The following is a 17,337-nucleotide window of genomic DNA, read 5'->3' on the forward strand; positions in this document are numbered from 1 at the left end:
CAAGCAGATAAAATACTCGACGAAGAAGGGATCCCGGCAGAGCATGGGCAGAGTGGTGGTTATCGGCGCGGGGCTGGCAGGGCTGACCTGTGCCAAGGTGCTGAGGGGCCAGAGGGATGTTCTCGTCTTGGAAAAAAGCGATGGCCCTGGGGGGCGGGTGCGTACCGACAAGGTGGATGGCTTTCGCCTGGATCGCGGCTTTCAGGTGCTGTTCACCGCCTATCCCAAAGTGCGACAGCATTTGGATCTGGGCAAGCTCGATCCCCGTCCCTACCGGCCCGGCGCTATTTTGGCTCAACCCGGTCGCTGCTGGCTGTTGGGGGATCCCCTACGGGATCTGTCCAGCCTTCTCCCCTCTTTGCTCAACCCCTTGGCCAGCTTTGGGGACAAGCTCAAGGTGCTGCAATTGCGATCCGAGCTGGCGCGCCGCAGCCCGGAGCAGGTTTTTCAAGAAGGGCTAGGGGGATCCGATTGCTCGCTGCGGGAGTTTCTGGAGCAGTACGGCTTTTCCCAACAGATCTGCCAGCACTTTTTCTACCCCTTTTTCCGCGGGATCCTTCTAGATCCGGATCTGGGCAGTAGCGCCCGCCTCTTTGCCTTTTATTTCAAGATGATGGCCGAGGAATCCATTGTCACCCCGGCCTTGGGCATGGGAGAACTGGCCCGACAACTGGCCGGTCACCTGTCCCCCGAACAGATCCGCTACCAAACCCCGGTGGAGCGCATCCTGGCAGAAGACGGGAAAGTGCGCGGGATCCGCACCGCCAAGGGTGAAGAGATCCCTGCCGAGTGGGTAGTTTGTGCTACTGATGCCCCTCAGGCACGGGCCTGGCAGGCGGAGCTGTGCCCTCAAGCCCCCACCCCCATTCCCACCCAGGGGCGAGCGGTGACCTGTCTCTACTTCTGCGCTCCCTTTTCCCTCACTCGTGGTGGCTATTTGCACCTCAACGCCACCGGCCAGGGCTGGATCAACCATTGGGTCCAACTTACCCGCATCAGCCCGGCGCTGGCTCCTCCTGGCCAACACCTGTATTCGGTGGTGGTGCTAGGGGATCCCCCCTTGAGGGACGAGGAACTGGCCCAAGCCTGCCGGGCCGAGCTGCAAACTTACTTCCCCGTCGCGGCAGCGTCGCGTAGCGATAAAGCCCCCTTGGAGCAACTGCGCCTGCTGCGGGTGTACCGGATCCCTTTTGCCCAGTTTGTACAACCCCCCGGCTTTCAGCAGCATCTGGTTCCCACCTTTAGCGGCCTGCCGGGCCTCCTTTGGGCCGGGGAATACACCCACCAGAGCAGCCTCGAGGGATCCCTGCGCAGCGGCGAACAGGCAGCGGCGTGGATTCTCCAAAAATCGGCGTAAATCTGTACAAAGCAATACAGACTTTCTTAAGCCTATTCCCAGCAACAAAGCTGGGATCCCGTGGTATGAAGGGGGTGGACTTGGTTGCCCACGAGGATCCCTCTGTTATGCAGAATGTTACCCTCAACCCCTTCTCCCTTTTGCAGCGCTCGCTGGAACTGGTAGGCCCCATCTATGGGCCGCTGCTGATCCTGGCTTCTCCTGGCTTTGTCATTCCCATCGTTGCGGAGCTGATCCCGCTTGCCGGGGGGATCCTCAACTTGGCCTATGGCCTGATCGGCCTGCCCATCCTGGCCGGGGCAGCCTTTTGGCTGGTGGATCAGCACTTGAAGCAGCGCACTCCTTCCCTGGGCAACAGTCTGGATCAAGCTGTCTCCAAGGCAGTGCCTCTGGTATTCGGCAGCATTCTGCTGGTGTTGATTGTCTCGCTGGGGATGCTGTTGTTTGTGCTTCCCGGAATCTACTGGGGGGTGAGGCTAGCTTTTACCCTCTACGCGATTGTCCTGGAAGACAAAGGTGCCACGGAAGGGTTGGGCTACAGTTGGAACCTCGTCAGGGGCCGTTGGTGGGGGGTGTTTTGGGCATTTCTGGCCGTGGGTTTGATCTTCGGCCTCGCAATCCTGATTTCGTTTTTTGTTGGGGGGATCCTGGGAGCTACCCTAGGTGCGGCTGTGGTTGGGAATGCTGCCGCCACGGCAGTTGCGCCTATCCTCGATATCTATACAGTGCTCCTGTTCCGATCCCTGCAGCAGCTGCAAGCGCAAGCAGCGTAGTTTGGCTTGCCCTCACCCCCAATCCTTCCCCCCTGGCGAGAGGGAAGTTGCAGTTGGCCTAGGGAGAAGGGCGCTCCAGGATCCCTCCCCCCAGCAGGAGATCCCCGTGGTACCAGACGGCGGCTTGGCCAGGAGTGACCCCAAACTGCGGCTCGGCAAACTGCAGCTTTACCCGCTCTGGCGATTCCGGGATCACCATGGCGGGCACTGGGGGGGTACGGTAGCGCACCTGAACCTCAACAGCCAAGGATGCCGTCGGCGCCGGGATAGAGACCCAGTTGACTTGGCTTACCCACGCTTCAGCCTGGGTAGCCTCCTCCCGTTCCCCCACGACAACGCGGTTCATGGCCGCATCGATGCGCACCACGTAAAGCGGACGGGAAGAGGCAATCCCCAACCCCTTGCGCTGGCCCACCGTGTAGTGGTGGATGCCCTCATGGGATCCCAGCACTCGCCCCTGGGTATCGACGATTTCCCCTGGCCTTTGCCCAAGGTACTGATCCAAAAAGCTCCGCATCGAGCCATAGGTTTCAATCAAGCAGAGATCCTGGCTTTCGGGCTTATCGGCTGTAACCAGCCCATAGCGGGCGGCCAACTGGCGGGTTTGGGCCTTGGTGTACTCGCCCAAGGGGAAGAGGCTATGGGCTAGGTGCTCTTGGCTGAGGTCGTAGAGGAAATAGGACTGATCCTTTTGCCGATCCACCGCCCGCAGCAGTTGATAGCGCCCCGATTCGGTGTCCAAGCGCACCCGTGCGTAGTGGCCGGTGGCAATCTGGGAGATGCCCAGCTTTTCGCGGGCATAGGCCAGCAACGGGCCGAACTTCACCGTTTTGTTGCATTGGGAGCAGGGTAGAGGGGTAATGCCCTCCGCATAGCCGGCCACCAGATAGTCCACAATGTTGGCCTGGAACAGCTCGCGGCTATCCACCACATGGTGCGGGATCCCCAGCTGCTCACAAACAGCTGCCGCATCCACCAAGCCTTCGGTGCAGCACTGGCCCTTCCCCCTCATGAGCCAGAGGGTGACCCCCTCCACGGCGTAGCCCTGTTCCTGCAAAAGGGCCGCCACCGTAGAGCTATCCACACCCCCAGAAAGGGCCGCCACAATGCGGGGCCGCGACGGGGATGCAACAGGTGAAACCGATGAGTGGGGGCTGATAACCATTGAGACAAGGGATCCTAGGAAAAGAAAGGCTCAGCCGGAAACAGAGAAGGCCTGATACATTTACGCTGAACACTGCTGAACATCACTGTTCAACTATCCAGCGATGGCATTCTGTTTGTTTCCATTCGCGTTAGCGGGACGGAGTCCAAACAGAATGGCGGTATCCCGCAAAGCTTTGAGTAGAATACCCAAAGCGCAGCTTCCGTGTCGTCTTACTACCAATTTTCTGCTTTGCTTTGGCTACCATGTTGGCAGACTCGAAAGTAAACAGAAAGATCAACTGGTAGTAATCCGTACTGAACATATTATACATTATTTTCAGTATAGTTGAGCTTATTATTGACTAGAGTCATGCTCTGGGGATTGGGGAACCCGGAACAAGCTGAGCCGGGATCTTTACTTTAGCCTTCCTCAGGGTTGGCTGGCCCGGATCCCTTCTCAGGGGTGGTTTCTGAGATGCCCCTTTGCCGCAAGCGCCGCAGCGAATCCAGAGCCGCCGCCGCAACGCTATCGTGGGGATCCCTGGCCAGGTAGTTGAGAGCAGAAACGCTCTTGGGGGAAGGCAAATTGCCCAGCGCTTGGGCCAGCCGCTGCCGCACCAGCCAGTCTTCCGATTGGGCAAACCGCAGGATGTGATCCAGGGCCCGCGGATCCCCCAGTTCTCCCAAAGCTGCGATGGCCGCCTGTTGTAGCAGCTCTTCTGGCCCCTCCAACGCCCGCAGCAGCACGTCGTAAGCCCGCGGATCCTTCAAGTTCCCCAAGGCCACCGCGGCACTGAAGCGCACCAGCCATTCTACATCCTCGTAGAAAGCACGCACTAAAGCTTCAAAAGCCCGCGGATCTTCCAAGTAGCCCAGGGCACCTGCCGCGTCGGCGCGAATGCCATAATCCGGGTCTTGGGTGAGGATTTCCAGCAATTTGGGCAGACAGGCGTCCGTTTGCTTGATCCCCAGGGCAAAGACGGCAAAAGAGCGCACCTGCAGGTTCTCATCGTCGATGACCTGCAAAATCAGCGGCACCGCCTGCTCTGCCGGCACATCCCGCAACTGGGCCAAGGCCACCATCCGGTCTGCAGAACGCGGGCTGCGCAAGCGTTGAGCGATCTCCTGTAAACGGGCGGGGTTGGCGGGATCCAAAGCAGAGACAGTCATGGCGTTAACAAATATTTACAATCTTTCTTCAGTATGGCAAACGAGGCTGCGCTTGGACAGAGGCCGTCTTTGTCTGGCCCGGTCGGGATCTCTGGGGACATGGTGCCACTGTTTCGATCGACAAATCCTAGCACTGTTGTCGAGAAAAGCAGGTTGACTTGGCCCCATCACGAAGATTTTGGATATTTTGGTGGAGAGGATACGAGGCTGATACATTTACGCTGAACACTGCTGAACATCACTGTTCAACTATGCAGCGATAGCATTCTGTTTGTTTCCAAACAGAATGGCGGTATCCCGCAAAGCTTTGAGTAGAATACCCAAAGCGCAGTTTCCGTGTCGTCTTACTACCAATTTTCTGCTTTGCTTTGGCTACCATGTTGGCAGACTCGAAAGTAAACAGAAAGATCAACTGGTAGTAATCCGTACTGAACATATTATACATTATTTTTATACATTATTTTCAGTATAGTTGAGCTTATTATTGACTAGAGTCATGCTCTCTCCCGGTGGTCTCTATGCTGAAATCGCTGCCTGCTCGCCCATTGTCCTGCTTTCTTGTAGCCGGCCTGCTGTTGGCAGGGGGCGTTGCGTTTTTGGCCCCCCGTTGGTTCCCGGCTCTGGCCAACGAACAGGCTGTTCCTGAGGCCGAACTGGCGCTTCGGCCCCTCTTGCCTCCGGGATCCCGGATCCTCAGCTCGCGGCGATTGAGCGACACAGAAGCGGAAATTTGGGTGGAGTCTCGGGGGGGAACCAGCCCTGTGATCATGCGGCTGAATGCTGCAGGGACTTGGGAACAGGATATGAGCGCCACCATGGCCCGCGGAGCCAGCCAGATGCAAGCTCTCGCCCGGCAACAAACGGTGAACTTGCCTGCCGGCTTTGGCCAGACCGCCCCCGATCAACCCCCGCCGCCGGTGCCCTCCCTTCTGCAGGCTACCCAAGCTGCCTCTAGCCTGATCCCGCCAGTGGATCGAGAGCAGGAAACCCAGCGGGCCTTGAGTGGGGCTGGCCGTGTGGATCCCTTTGTGCCTCAAAACGTGCGTGCTCCTGAACCGCAGATTGTCCTGCCGCCCCTGCCTCCACCTCCGGTTTTGCCCCCTCCTGGCGACGGCAATGGCGCCCCTGTAGCCGTGGCTACCCCGATCCCAACGCCTACCCCCGACCCGGCTGCCTTTGCCCGCAGTGTACAGGTTTCCGGGATGATACAGATTGGCGGCGAGTCCTTTGCTCTGGTTTCTGGCCCAGGTGTCATTCCCGCTGTGGTGCAGGCCGGTCAAAACTACCAAACTGCCAAGGTGGCCGGAGTATCGGTGCCAGAGCGACGGGTTGTGCTCTCGGAAGGGGGAGAAACGGTCGTGAAGCAAATGGAAGACACCAGCGTGATTGTAGGTGCGCCCTAGCTTCAGCAGCAGCAAGACACCGACGGTAGAACGGGCTTATTCCAAGTAGCAGCCAACTAGCAGTAAAACGGTTGGCTGGCTTGATTCCCAACTCCCCCTTCCAGAGGGGCCGGGGGCAAGGGTCAGAGGCTACTTGAACGGGCTCGGAACAACCCTAGTTGGAAGATAGGAGTTGCCAGATCTCCAGATCCCGAGATCTTGGCGGCAAGGCCGAGAAGACTTCAAAAGCGGGGTTCGCTGCTGAGGCGGGAGGGCTGCTGTTTTAGGTAGCGCAAAAACTCCCGCAGCTCGGCGTCGCTGAGTTGGTGGCGAGATTTCTTCTGAAAGCGACGTTCCAAAAACTCTTGTCCTTCCTTGCGGCCCCAGCCAATGCGCTGCATCTCCACATCCGTTTGGGCAATGATGTCCGATAGGTCATCCCCATAGGCCGCCGGCTCACTTAGACCGGGCAGCTCTGGGGAACTTGGCTTTGCAGGGATCCCTATCGACTCGGGGGCTGGAGAAGCAGGGGAAGACTGAGCGTGTCCGTTGGCCAACTCAGGAGTTGGCAGATAAGGCACCCTGGCGGCAGCAGAATCCATGCCCAAACTCAAAGAGGAAGTGGGGCGACCAAATCCTGCGTGGTGGAGGGCGCGCTTCAAGGCAGCATCTTCCGCCTCTTCGACGGTGTTCGAGCCAGCCATGCCACTGCCCAAAACCGTGTTGTTCACCACCACCTGGGCTCTGACAATGTAGATCCCTTCTTCCACCCGCAACAGATCGGTGAGCAAGCTGCCCATGGGGTACCGCTCTCGAAAGTCTTGGATCATGTTGGCGTCAGAACCTGTTGCTGCTGAAGCTCTGACTACAAGCTAGCCCGAAAGTTAACTTGGCATCCAGATCTCAATCCAATCCCACCCTCAATATCGACATTGAATTGATATAAAGCGAGAGATCTCAACAAGAGGGAGCTGTCCGAGCAGATAACATCCCGGCTGGTGAGGGTATGCTATGGCCAAGGAATCCAGTTATATTAAGCAAGCGTCAACCCACGTGGCTGGCTTGGAAAACCTGAATTATCAGCAGCTCAGCCTTGACTCTTAGCTCTATTGTCGGCGCCAAGATAGATGGGGGACTATGGCCAGCGATACCATCGGGGTCAGCTCAGCGAGTTTGGGACGGGCAGCCATTCGAGAGCGCAACTACGGCACTGCTTTGCAGTTGCTCCGGCGAGCTTATCGTGCGGATCCCAGCCCAGAGAATGCCCGTTGGCTGGCCACCGCCTACGAGGAGGCGGGTTACCTTCAATTGGCCGCTCTGTACCGAGAATTGGCCCAAGAGCGCAGGGAGACTCCCAAAGCGATTCAATTTCAGGCCCCCAAACCTCCCGGCACCCTTGAGGAGCTGAAGCAGCCATCTCCTGAACCGCCGGATCGCAAGACCATTCCCTTGCCGCAGCCGATCCCACGCCCAACCCCACCCGCATCTCCTCCGGATCAGCCAATTTGGGTTTACAAGCCCACCCCCATCGATCCCAAAAGTATCAGCCGCCAAGCGCCCCTTCGACCTCAAGCTGCAGAGCCTGCCCCTTCCCCTCAACCATCGGCGGAGAGGGACGACTATCTGCCGGTTCAGCACGCCCCGGATTTGAAAAACCCGCAGCAGGGATCCCCCTTTGTGCGGCGACTGAACCAACTGCATCGCCAGTTTAAGGATCAGCCCACAGCGGAACTGGCGCTACAACTGGCGGAAGCCTACGACGAGCAAAAGAACTTTAAAGAGGCCCAGCGCTACTACCGAGAGGTTTTGGATCTGGATGACTCTTGGCTGTTACGACCGATGGTGCAAGAGCGCCTAGAAGAGCTGCGGCAACTGCAGGAGCCAACAGCCGAACAGAATCCTTGGGCAGATCTCTCAGCCCAAAACTTGCTCAAGCTAGGACAAAAGTTGGAACAGGAAGGGGAAGTGGCTCGTGCCGAGCAAGTTTACCGGCAGATCCTGAAAATGGATGCCACCCTGGATGTCCATGCTAAGGCTCGCAAGGGTCTAAACCGGCTCTATCCCGACGGAAAGCGGTGATTTGCAGGCCACTCCATTCCCCTCACTCGGCGCAATGGGGAAGCAGCTCACCCTTCCCGAGGATCGAGGGCGTCCCGCAAACCATCCCCCAGCAGGTTAAAGGATAGAGAGGTCAGCACCACCATCAAAGTGGGGGCCAGCACCAGCCAGGGCTGTAGGATGATCACCGAAGCGTTGGTGGCCAGCGAGAGCATGTTGCCCCAAGAGGCATCCGGCTGTTGGATCCCCAACCCGATGAGGCTCAGCACCGACTCTGCCGCAATGTAGCCGGGCACCGCCAAGGTTGCCGAGATCACCACATAAGTGGCTGTCTGGGGCAAAATATGCCGCACCAGCAGATACAGGGATCCCGCCCCGGCCACCCGCGCTGCCTGCACAAAGTCCCGCTCTCGCAAGGACAGCACCTGCCCACGAATCACCCTGGCTAGGCCCGCCCAACCGACAAAAGAGAGGATCACCACAATCACCAAGAAGCGCTCGGCATTGCTGAAGGGCACCCCGGTCAGCGGATTCACCTGCAACACCGCTGCCAGCGACACCAGCAGATACAGCGTCGGAATCGACATCAACACCTCGGCCAATCGCATCAGGAGCGTATCCACCCAGCCCCCAAAGTAGCCGGATATGGCTCCCACCAGCAGGCCAATGGGGAAAGAGATGCCAATGCCCACCAAGCCGATAAACAGGCTGACGCGCCCGCCATAGACCAAGCGACTGAAATAGTCCCGACCTTGATCATCTGTGCCCAGCAGGTGCAGCCGTGCCACAGGTGGCTCTTCGCTGATTGGGGATCCCACCTGTCCCTCTTCTGCAACAGGCCGCAGCGGGACGGTGCCGAACAGATGCCGATTGGAGGGGATCAACCCCAACCAACGGTAGGGAGTACCGGCCACAAACAAGCGGATCCCGGCTGGACGGCTGGTATCCACCAAGAGCGGGCGTTCTCCCGTTTCTAGATCCACTGGCCCCTGGCGGGTTGGATAAACGTGGGGCCCAATCCAAGCGCCCGATTCATCCCAAAAGTGAATGGCGGTGGGCGGCAGAAGGGATCCCCCCGGTTGAGATTCCAGTGGGCTGTAGGGGGCAACGAACTCGGCAAAAATGGCGCAGGCGTAGAAAACAAGAAGAATGTAGGCTCCTGCTTGGGCCCATCGATTGCGGCGAAGCCGTTTCCACCACTGCATAAGGCAGAGATTCCAGTCGAGTCCAGTTGAACCAAATGCCAGCAGTGTAGCTGATCGTGTCTTGTTCCAGTTGCAGAGAGGGGCTAGAGGTGAGGGCCGGCAGCCTGTCACCGATTCCCATCAGCAGGACGAGTCCCTTCCCCAGTCCAAGACAAGCTCAGCCTGCCAAGGAATAGCTGGGGCTATAGCGGGCCATCATCTCCATCCGCACCGCAGCAACCGTCTGGGGCAGCACCCCCACCAGCCGTGCCAAAATGTCATCTGGCAATTGGCTGACCAAATCCGCAGAGAAAAATTCCTCTAAGCTAAAGAGCAAAATCCGCGCCCGTTGCGCCGGCAGAGGATTATCGGTGATTTGCTGCAGCCAACGCATCCAGTGCAGCCGCTTGGCATAGGCACTTTGCCGCTCTTGGTGGTCTTGCGGATGCAGCAAAACCACATCCCCAATGGGGACAACGCCGCCGGACTCCACATCCAATGGCCCCCCCACCGCAGCACCCGGCCCGGCAAACTCAGCATGAAACGTCTTGCAGATGATCAGGGCGTTGTGCCGCTGGGGATCCACCATCAGCAATTGCCCACTGCTGAGGGTTCGAATCAGCTGGCCAGGCTCAACTCGCTGAACCAGACTACGGCTGGGGGGAAGCTCGCTCATAGATCTCAGGATATCCTAACCTTCCCTTGCCTTACATGGTATCTTTAACTTTCTCAGAGCTGCTTGACGCAATCTTCATACTGAGCCCTCTATCGAGACTTTGCATGAGACTTTGCATGGTGAGTATTGCCAGAGGGTCTTCTTCAGGCTGCCGCTGGGCTGAGGCTGATCTTGCCGGTAACATGGATTCTGGTGTCTCCAGCTTGGCATCGGCCAATGCGACGGGCGTAGGGGTAGCCGGCACTGTGCAGCTCTTGCAAGAGGTCTGAGGTGTAGCCGGGATCCACCGCCACCAGCAAGCCCCCGCTGGTTTGGGGATCTGCCAGCAGCAGTTGCTGCCACTCGGGCAGGGATTCTGCCTGTACCTCCTCATAGCCCTGCCAATTGCGACGAGCCGCCCCTGGGAAGATCCCCGCTTCTGCCAGCGAGAGCGCTTCTGCCAAAAACGGAATGGAAGCCAGATCCAAACTGGCCCCCACCCCGGAGCCGCGACAGACTTCCAGCAAGTGTCCCACCAGGCCAAACCCTGTTACATCCGTCATGGCGTGAACTTGCGGTCGCCGAGCCAGTTGCGAGCCGATGCGATTCAGCTGGGTCATCACCTGCAAAACTTCCGCGTAGCCTGCCGCACTGAGCTGACCCTTTTTCAGAGCGGTGGTCATCACCCCGATCCCCAGCGGCTTGGTCAGGATCAGATCGTCCCCGGCTTGGGCCGTGGCATTGCGGCGAATGTGGTGTGGATGGGCCAAACCTGCTGCCACCAAGCCGAAGATGGGCTCCGGCGAATCGATGGAGTGCCCCCCTGCCAAAGGGATCCCGGCTTCTTGGCAAACCTGGATCCCTCCGGCCATGATCCCTTGGATGGCCTGCATCGGCAGGGTATTGACCGGCATGCCCAAAACTGCCAAAGCCAGAATGGGAGTGCCCCCCATCGCGTAGACATCGGAAAGGGCATTGGTCGCCGCGATCCGACCAAAATCCACCGGCTCATCCACAATCGGCATGAAGAAGTCGGTGGTCAAAATTAGGGCTTGGTGGTCGTTTAGTTGATAGACAGCCGCATCATCGCTGGTTTCAGCTCCCACCAACAAAGCCGGATTTGGGGATAGCAGGGGCACATCCTTAAGAATTTGTTGCAGCAGGGCCGGGGCAATTTTACAGCCGCAGCCACCGCCGTGGGAGTACTGGGTGAGGCGAATGGGAGCATCCATAGATTCAAGAAAAGGGAAAAAACATCAGCTGACTTTACTGTAGCGGCATCTGCAGGCAGTCGAGAAATGGACACGCTGAGTTAAGGTTAAAGGGATCCCACTATCCATAGCGTTGCCATGTCTTTTGTTCCTTTGCATCTCCACAGCGAATACAGCCTCTTGGATGGCGCCAGCCAATTGCCGCGTCTGATCGAGCAGGTGGTGGCTATGGGTTTGCCGGGGCTGGCCCTGACGGATCACGGTGTCATGTATGGGGCGTTAGAGCTGGTGAAACTGTGTAAAAGCAAAGGGATTACTCCAATCATCGGCAATGAAATGTATGTAATCAACGGCGATATCCGCGACAAAAGCCGCAAGTACCCCAAGTATCACCAGGTGGTTCTGGCCAAAAACACCCAGGGCTACAAAAACTTAGTGAAGCTAACCACCATTTCCCATCTACATGGCATTCAAGGGAAAGGGATTTTCTCTCGCCCCTGCATCAACAAAGAGTATTTGGTGCAATACAAAGAAGGGCTGATCGTCACCAGCGGCTGCTTGGCAGGAGAAGTGCCTCAAGCTATTTTGCAGCGGCGGCCAGAAATTGCCCGTGAAGTTGCCGCTTGGTACCAAGAGCAGTTTGGGGATGATTATTACATCGAGATTCAGGATCACGGTTATCAAGAAGATCGCTTTGTCAATGTGCAGTTGGTGCGCATCGCCCGCGAATTGGGGATCCCGATCATCCTCACCAACGATAGCCATTTTATTTCCTGCTGGGATGTAGAGGCCCACGATGCGCTGCTCTGCATTCAAACAGGCAAATCCCTTACTGAAAAAAATCGCCTTCGCTACACCGGAACCGAATACCTGAAAAGCCCAGAAGAGATGCGCCGTCTCTGCCGTGACCATTTGGAACAGGAGGTGATTGACGAGGCCATCGCCAACACCCTGAAGGTGCTGGAAAAGATCGAGGGCTATGACCTATTTGGGGAAATGCGCATGCCCGACTACCCGGTTCCACCGGGCCATTCTGCCGATAGCTATCTCACAGAATTGGCCTGGCAGGGGCTGGCGAAGCGCTGCGGTGTTGCTCAGCCGGATCAGATCCCCCAAAACTACCAGGAGCGCCTGCGCTTTGAGCTGAACATCATCCAACAAAAGGGCTTCTCCAGCTATTTCCTGGTGGTCTGGGACTACGTTCGCTATGCCCGCGAGCAGGGGATCCCGGTGGGGCCGGGGCGAGGCTCGGCAGCAGGATCCCTGGTGGCCTATGCCCTACAAATTACCAACATTGACCCGGTTAAATACGGCCTACTGTTTGAGCGATTTCTCAATCCAGAACGTCAATCGATGCCGGATATCGATACGGATTTTTGCATCGAGCGGCGGGGAGAGCTGATCGACTATGTGACCCGCAAATACGGCCAAGAGCGAGTCGCCCAGATCATCACCTTTAACCGCATGACCTCTAAAGCCATTCTCAAAGATGTCGGTCGAGTCTTAGACATTCCCTACTCAGAAGCCGACAAAATGGCGAAATTGATCCCGGTATCCCGAGGCAAGCCCGCAAAATTGGAAGAGATGATTGGCGAGGATACTCCCGCTCCAGAGTTCAAAGAAAAATACGAGAAAGACCCAACCACCCACCGCTGGATCGAGCTGGCACGTTTGTTGGAGGGCACCAACAAAACCTTCGGGGTTCACGCTGCCGGTGTGGTGATTGCTAAGGATCCCTTAGATGAGATCGTGCCTCTGCAGTACAACAATGAAGGCCAAATTATCACCCAGTACTCGATGGAAGATATCGAGTCTTTGGGCTTGCTGAAGATGGACTTTTTGGGTCTGCGCAACCTGACGATGATTCAGCGGGCAGTGGAACTGATCCGAGAACACAATGGCGTCAATATAGATCTGGATAACCTACCCCTAGACGACAAGAAAACCTACCAGCTTTTGGAAAAGGGAGAGCTGGAAGGGATCTTCCAACTGGAATCTTCTGGCATGAAGCAGGTGGTGCGGGAGCTCAAACCTTCCAACTTAGAAGATATTTCCTCAGTATTGGCCTTGTACCGGCCAGGCCCATTGGATACGGGCATGATCCCCGACTTTATCGATCGCAAGCACGGTCGCAAACCGGTAACCTATGCCCACGAACTCCTCAAGCCCATTCTTCAGGATACCTACGGGGCCATCCTCTACCAGGAACAGATCATGCGCATTGCCCAAGACATGGCCGGATACACCTTAGGCCAAGCCGATCTGCTGCGGCGAGCGATGGGGAAAAAGAAAGTCTCCGAGATGGAGAAACACCGCGAGCAATTTGTGCAGGGGGCAGCCAAGCGGGGTGTAAGCCAAGAAGTTGCCACAGAATTGTTTGATCAAATGGTTGCTTTTGCCGAGTATTGCTTCAATAAATCGCATTCTACTGCCTATGGGTTGATTACTTTTCAAACAGCTTACCTCAAGGCCAATTACCCAACGGAATATATGGCAGCCTTGCTCTCTTCTGTGGGGGGAGATCAGGACAAGGTACAGCGCTACATTACCTATTGCTTGTCAATTGGGATCCAAATTCAGCCGCCGGATATCAACCGTTCTGGAATGGACTTTACTCCCCAGGGATCCAGCATTTTGTTTGGTCTGGGGGCAGTGAAGAATGTAGGGGAGGGGGCCATTCAAAACATTTTGACTGCCCGTCAAGCTGATGGCCCCTTCACCTCTCTGGCGGATTTTTGCCAGCGGGTGGATCTGCGCATTGTTAACCGTCGTGCCCTGGAGGCCCTGATTTGTGCGGGCGCTTTTGATTGTATTTCTGGAAATCGTAAACAACTAATTGCCGATTTGGATCCCATCCTCAGTTGGGCAGCGCAGCGAGCCAAGTCCAAAGCCATCGGCCAAGCCAGCTTGTTCGATCTACTGGGGAGCAATAGCAGCGCCGGCAATGGATTTGTGGAGGCTCCGCGTGGGCCGGCTACTGAAGATTTTCCACCCCAGGAAAAGTTGAGGCTAGAACGGGAGCTGCTGGGGTTTTATGTCTCGGATCATCCGCTGCGGCGCATTCAGGAGCAAGCGCGGCTGCTGGCCCCTGTAAACCTAGCTGACTTGGGCGGCTGCGCAGCCGATGCCTCTGTGGGCGTTCTCGCCCTGGTGACTGCCATTAAAAATGTCACAACCAAGAAAGGGGATCGCATGGCCATTTTGCAACTGGAAGATCTCACCGGCAGTTGTGAAGCAGTGATCTTCCCCAAAACCTATGAACGTTTGCGCGGTTGCCTGGAGGTGGATCAACGGCTATTGGTTTGGGCCAAAGTGGATCAGCGGGATGAACAGGTGCAACTGATTGTGGAAGATTTACAACCGATTGAATCTGTTAGTTGGGTAACGGTGGAGATCCCTCTCGACTCTGCTGGGACACTGGAGGATCGATACCGTTTACAGACGCTAATCGCTCGCCAACGCTCGGAAATTAAAGAAGAAAATCGCATTCCTGTCGTGGCTGCCATCACCGCCCATCCCCATACCCTTTGGGTGAGAATGGGATCCCAATTTTGGGTTAACAATGCCCAAGCCGCCGTTGAAGCCCTGCGTCAAGCCGGCTACACCGCCCGCAGCGAATCGCTGCTCTCTCCATAGGCATGGCAGAGAAAGCTCCGGCAGCAGCAGGAGAAATTCAACGGAGCTGTTTCTCAAGCCAAGCCCGCAACTGGCTCACCGTCAGCCGAGGGGAAGGACGTGGCAAAGGTCGCTCGGGATCCCCTGCCAGGGTGAGCACGGGAACTTCCAGTTGGTATTGCTCCCACCAACTCGGGTTGGAGGTGATGTCGCGGATTTCCAACAGGGTGATCTCAGGGATTTGCCACAACTTATCGGCCAAGCCTTCGCACAGGTGGCAGCCGGGCTTGCTGTAGAGAATCAGCGCAGGCCAAGGGGATGGCATAGCGGATCCCTAGCGGGTGACGGTGCAGGCCAGCCGACGGTGTTGTAGGGAAGGCATCTGCCGCCTGACCAACTGGAAACGCTCTGGGTTAATTTCAGCAATGGCCACCCCCGGTTTTTCGCCACCCGCATCCGCCAAGATAGTCCCCCAGGGGTCCACGATCATGGCATGGCCATGACATTGCCGCCGCTCGTAGTGGGTGCCCACCTGGGCGGGGGCTATCACGTAACAGGTGTTCTCAATGGCCCGGCATTGCAGCAAAACCTGCCAGTGATCCCGACCCGTGTAGGCCGTGAAGGCGGCAGGGATGAGCAAAATCTGGGCTCCGTGATCCACCAGGGATCGGTACAGCTCTGGAAAGCGTACGTCGTAGCAGACCGACAAACCGAGGTTCCCCAGTTGCTCTTGCTCGCAGGTGACCACCTCATCTCCGCTGACCACCGTGTTCGACTCGCGGTAGGTATTGCCGTCGGGCAGATTGACATCGAACAGGTGGATTTTGCGATAGCGGGCCAGCTCTTTGCCGTCAGGGCTGTAGAGGGCAGCGGTATTGTAAACTTTGCCCTGCCCGTCCGGCACAGGATACCCTCCTCCCAAAATAAATACTTGGTAACGCTGGGCCATCTTGGCCAAAAACTCCTCCGCCCGCTCCGCAATCTCAGGAGCAAGGCGGGCTTTCTCGGCTTCCGGCCCCATGAAGGCAAAGTTTTCTGGTAGCGTCACCAGCTCGCATCCCTGGCGCACTGCAAAGTCGATCCACTCTTCCGCCTGCTGCAAGTTGCTGGCCAGATCGGGAATGCTGGTCATTTGAATGGCGGCTGCCAGATAAGAGCGCATAGACGGAAACTCCAAAGGATGCTAAAGGGGATCCGGCCGGCTAGCCGACCAGATGCCACCAGCCGAAGGCAGGCCCTACAAATCGGATCACCACCCAAATGATGGCCAGGAGAATGATGCCTGCCCAAGCGCCACGGGTTGTCCAATTGTAGATGGCGCGAGCTTGCCCTTTGGTGAGGGGAATATCCTTGAGGTTGGGAAACACCAGCTCTTGGTCGGGATCTTGGCTGATGCGGGTTTTACGGCGCTTTGCTTCGCCCATGGGGTAGCCTCCGAGTTCTTCGCTGGGGTGGCGACTTTTATCTTAAGGTTTTCTGTCTGGGTCACAAGACTGGGTGGATATCAATCTGCATAATAATCGCCTATTTACGCCATCAGGCCACGCCAATCCATGGGCCTGCCGATGCTTTCCCTAGCCGGAAATCCACAAGGGGGATCCCTGGTGCTCTTGGGGACGATTGCCATCCTCTTCGGTAATGGCCACAGCCCGCACCCATTCTGTAGATTCAAACACCGGCGGTAGGCGCAGCTCCTGTTGGCGATTTCCTGTTTCATCCACCGGAAAAGCTGCCACGAGAACGGCCCCCGCCCTATCGGTGGTAAAGGGCGCCTCCGGTTCCAGCACCACCCACAGGGCATAGACCCGGCCTTCCGGCAAAGGCGGCAACCCTTGGGCCACCAATCGCCCTTGCAGGCGCTGGGGATCCACCTCAAGCTTGACCGAGCCGGCCAGGTTCTCCGCAGTCGGCTGCAATTCATAGGTCAACACCTCGCCAGGGATCCCTTGCGTCTGGGCTAGCTGCAGCCTGCGCCACAGGTAGAGGTTCCCCAGCCCCAAAGCGACGATCAAGCCTGCGGCCACCGCCCCCAAGCCCCGTTGCCAGAGACGGGATCCCTTGGCAATCCAGGCGGGGGTGCGCATCGGTTGGGCTGCCTGCTCCGCATGTGCCTGCAACAGAGAAGCCCGCAGGGCGGGGGGAGGTTGCTTTTCCTCCACGCCGTAGGCTGTCTCCAACGCCCGTTGCAACGCTTGCAGTTCTCGGTGCAGCTCCGGGCGCAGCTTGAGCAATGCCTCCAGCCGGTCGGCCTCTTCCGGGGAGAGATCCCCCAGCACATAGCCTGCCAGCCACAGTTGCAGTTCTTCGGGAGACACAGATTCGGCTTTCATGAGGGGCCTCCCAACAACTCGCGCAGCCGCAGCAGAGCCCGCCGAGCTCTGGCTTTGACCGTTCCCAAAGGCAGATCCAGTTGCTTGGCAATTTCCGTTTGGCTCATGCCTTCGTAATAGGCCATCTTTAAGACTTGCCGTTGACTTTCGGACAACTCGGCCAAGGCCGTTTGCACCTCGGCCACCCGTTCCGCTTGGGCCAACTGCTCCAAGGTGGGATCCGCAGCAGGACTACCCTGCAATTCCACTCTGCCCTGTTCCAGGGAGCGCTGTCGATTCCGCCAAGAGCGCAGCCGATCCAAACAGCGAGAGCGAGCCAAGATGCTCAGGTAGGTGCGCAGGGATCCCCGTCTGGGATCAAAGGAGCATGACTCTAGTCAATAATAAGCTCAACTATACTGAAAATAATGTATAATATGTTCAGTACGGATTACTACCAGTTGATCTTTCTGTTTA

15 protein-coding genes and 2 pseudogenes are annotated in these 17,337 nt (G+C 57.4%); 5 read left to right on the top strand and 12 right to left on the bottom strand.

Annotation, left to right across the window (positions count from 1 at the left end; all coding sequences use genetic code 11):
* Positions 1-43: 43 nt before the first annotated feature.
* Positions 44-1,357 carry an FAD-dependent oxidoreductase gene (locus tag ACVWXE_RS08390; protein ID WP_457490063.1) on the top strand — a complete coding sequence of 438 codons (1,314 nt, stop codon included), beginning with the start codon at positions 44-46 and terminating at the stop codon, positions 1,355-1,357.
* A 65-nt stretch (positions 1,358-1,422) separates the two neighbouring features.
* Positions 1,423-2,130 carry a glycerophosphoryl diester phosphodiesterase membrane domain-containing protein gene (locus ACVWXE_RS08395; protein ID WP_457490064.1) on the top strand — a complete coding sequence of 236 codons (708 nt, stop codon included), beginning with the start codon at positions 1,423-1,425 and terminating at the stop codon, positions 2,128-2,130.
* Between the two features lie 58 nt (positions 2,131-2,188).
* On the opposite strand, the gene mnmA is transcribed toward ACVWXE_RS08395, so the two are convergent.
* The 3 genes and pseudogenes from mnmA to ACVWXE_RS08410 form a co-directional block, all read right to left on the bottom strand.
* Entirely contained in the window at positions 2,189-3,295 is a 1,107-nt protein-coding gene (gene mnmA / locus ACVWXE_RS08400) for a tRNA 2-thiouridine(34) synthase MnmA (protein WP_457490065.1), read from the bottom strand.
* Between the two features lie 401 nt (positions 3,296-3,696).
* On the bottom strand, positions 3,697-4,446 hold the full coding sequence (locus ACVWXE_RS08405; RefSeq protein ID WP_457490066.1) for a HEAT repeat domain-containing protein: 750 nt from the start codon (positions 4,444-4,446) through the stop codon (positions 3,697-3,699).
* A 249-nt stretch (positions 4,447-4,695) separates the two neighbouring features.
* Positions 4,696-4,879, bottom strand: a pseudogene (locus ACVWXE_RS08410) (hypothetical protein); the annotation flags it as partial.
* Between the two features lie 85 nt (positions 4,880-4,964).
* On the opposite strand from ACVWXE_RS08410, the gene ACVWXE_RS08415 reads away from it, so the two are divergent.
* Positions 4,965-5,849, top strand: a complete 885-nt coding sequence (locus ACVWXE_RS08415) for a hypothetical protein (RefSeq protein ID WP_457490067.1) — start codon at positions 4,965-4,967, stop codon at positions 5,847-5,849.
* 221 nt (positions 5,850-6,070) lie between these two features.
* Here ACVWXE_RS08415 and ACVWXE_RS08420 read toward each other — a convergent pair whose 3' ends face one another.
* Entirely contained in the window at positions 6,071-6,658 is a 588-nt protein-coding gene (locus tag ACVWXE_RS08420) for a hypothetical protein (protein ID WP_414329849.1), read from the bottom strand.
* A gap of 307 nt (positions 6,659-6,965) precedes the next feature.
* On the opposite strand from ACVWXE_RS08420, the gene ACVWXE_RS08425 reads away from it, so the two are divergent.
* Positions 6,966-7,907 (top strand): hypothetical protein, encoded by a 942-nt coding sequence (locus ACVWXE_RS08425; RefSeq protein WP_457442968.1) that lies wholly within the window; start codon positions 6,966-6,968, stop codon positions 7,905-7,907.
* Positions 7,908-7,954: 47 nt separating this feature from the next.
* Here ACVWXE_RS08425 and ACVWXE_RS08430 read toward each other — a convergent pair whose 3' ends face one another.
* The 3 genes from ACVWXE_RS08430 to selD form a co-directional block, all read right to left on the bottom strand.
* Positions 7,955-9,091: an ABC transporter permease gene (locus ACVWXE_RS08430; RefSeq protein WP_457490068.1), complete on the bottom strand. Its 1,137-nt coding sequence runs from the start codon at positions 9,089-9,091 to the stop codon at positions 7,955-7,957.
* A gap of 157 nt (positions 9,092-9,248) precedes the next feature.
* Positions 9,249-9,746, bottom strand: a complete 498-nt coding sequence (locus ACVWXE_RS08435) for a hypothetical protein (RefSeq protein WP_457440612.1) — start codon at positions 9,744-9,746, stop codon at positions 9,249-9,251.
* Positions 9,747-9,889: 143 nt separating this feature from the next.
* Positions 9,890-10,957 carry a selenide, water dikinase SelD gene (gene selD / locus ACVWXE_RS08440; RefSeq protein WP_457490069.1) on the bottom strand — a complete coding sequence of 356 codons (1,068 nt, stop codon included), beginning with the start codon at positions 10,955-10,957 and terminating at the stop codon, positions 9,890-9,892.
* Positions 10,958-11,074: 117 nt separating this feature from the next.
* Between selD and ACVWXE_RS08445 the strand changes: the two genes are divergently transcribed.
* Positions 11,075-14,572, top strand: coding sequence for a DNA polymerase III subunit alpha (locus ACVWXE_RS08445; protein ID WP_457490070.1), 3,498 nt, complete (start codon positions 11,075-11,077; stop codon positions 14,570-14,572).
* A 37-nt stretch (positions 14,573-14,609) separates the two neighbouring features.
* Here ACVWXE_RS08445 and ACVWXE_RS08450 read toward each other — a convergent pair whose 3' ends face one another.
* The 5 genes and pseudogenes from ACVWXE_RS08450 to ACVWXE_RS08470 all read right to left on the bottom strand — a co-directional run.
* Positions 14,610-14,876, bottom strand: coding sequence for a glutaredoxin family protein (locus ACVWXE_RS08450; RefSeq protein WP_457490071.1), 267 nt, complete (start codon positions 14,874-14,876; stop codon positions 14,610-14,612).
* A 9-nt stretch (positions 14,877-14,885) separates the two neighbouring features.
* On the bottom strand, positions 14,886-15,713 hold the full coding sequence (locus ACVWXE_RS08455; RefSeq protein ID WP_457490072.1) for a carbon-nitrogen hydrolase family protein: 828 nt from the start codon (positions 15,711-15,713) through the stop codon (positions 14,886-14,888).
* A gap of 40 nt (positions 15,714-15,753) precedes the next feature.
* On the bottom strand, positions 15,754-15,975 hold the full coding sequence (locus ACVWXE_RS08460; RefSeq protein ID WP_414329235.1) for a DUF2839 domain-containing protein: 222 nt from the start codon (positions 15,973-15,975) through the stop codon (positions 15,754-15,756).
* A 150-nt stretch (positions 15,976-16,125) separates the two neighbouring features.
* Positions 16,126-16,881, bottom strand: a complete 756-nt coding sequence (locus ACVWXE_RS08465) for an anti-sigma factor domain-containing protein (protein ID WP_414381903.1) — start codon at positions 16,879-16,881, stop codon at positions 16,126-16,128.
* A pseudogene (locus tag ACVWXE_RS08470) lies at positions 16,878-17,258 on the bottom strand (sigma-70 family RNA polymerase sigma factor); the annotation flags it as partial. The gene ACVWXE_RS08465 and the pseudogene ACVWXE_RS08470, both read right to left, overlap by 4 nt.
* Positions 17,259-17,337: the final 79 nt, after the last annotated feature.

The organism is Thermostichus sp. MS-CIW-41 (assembly GCF_054058915.1).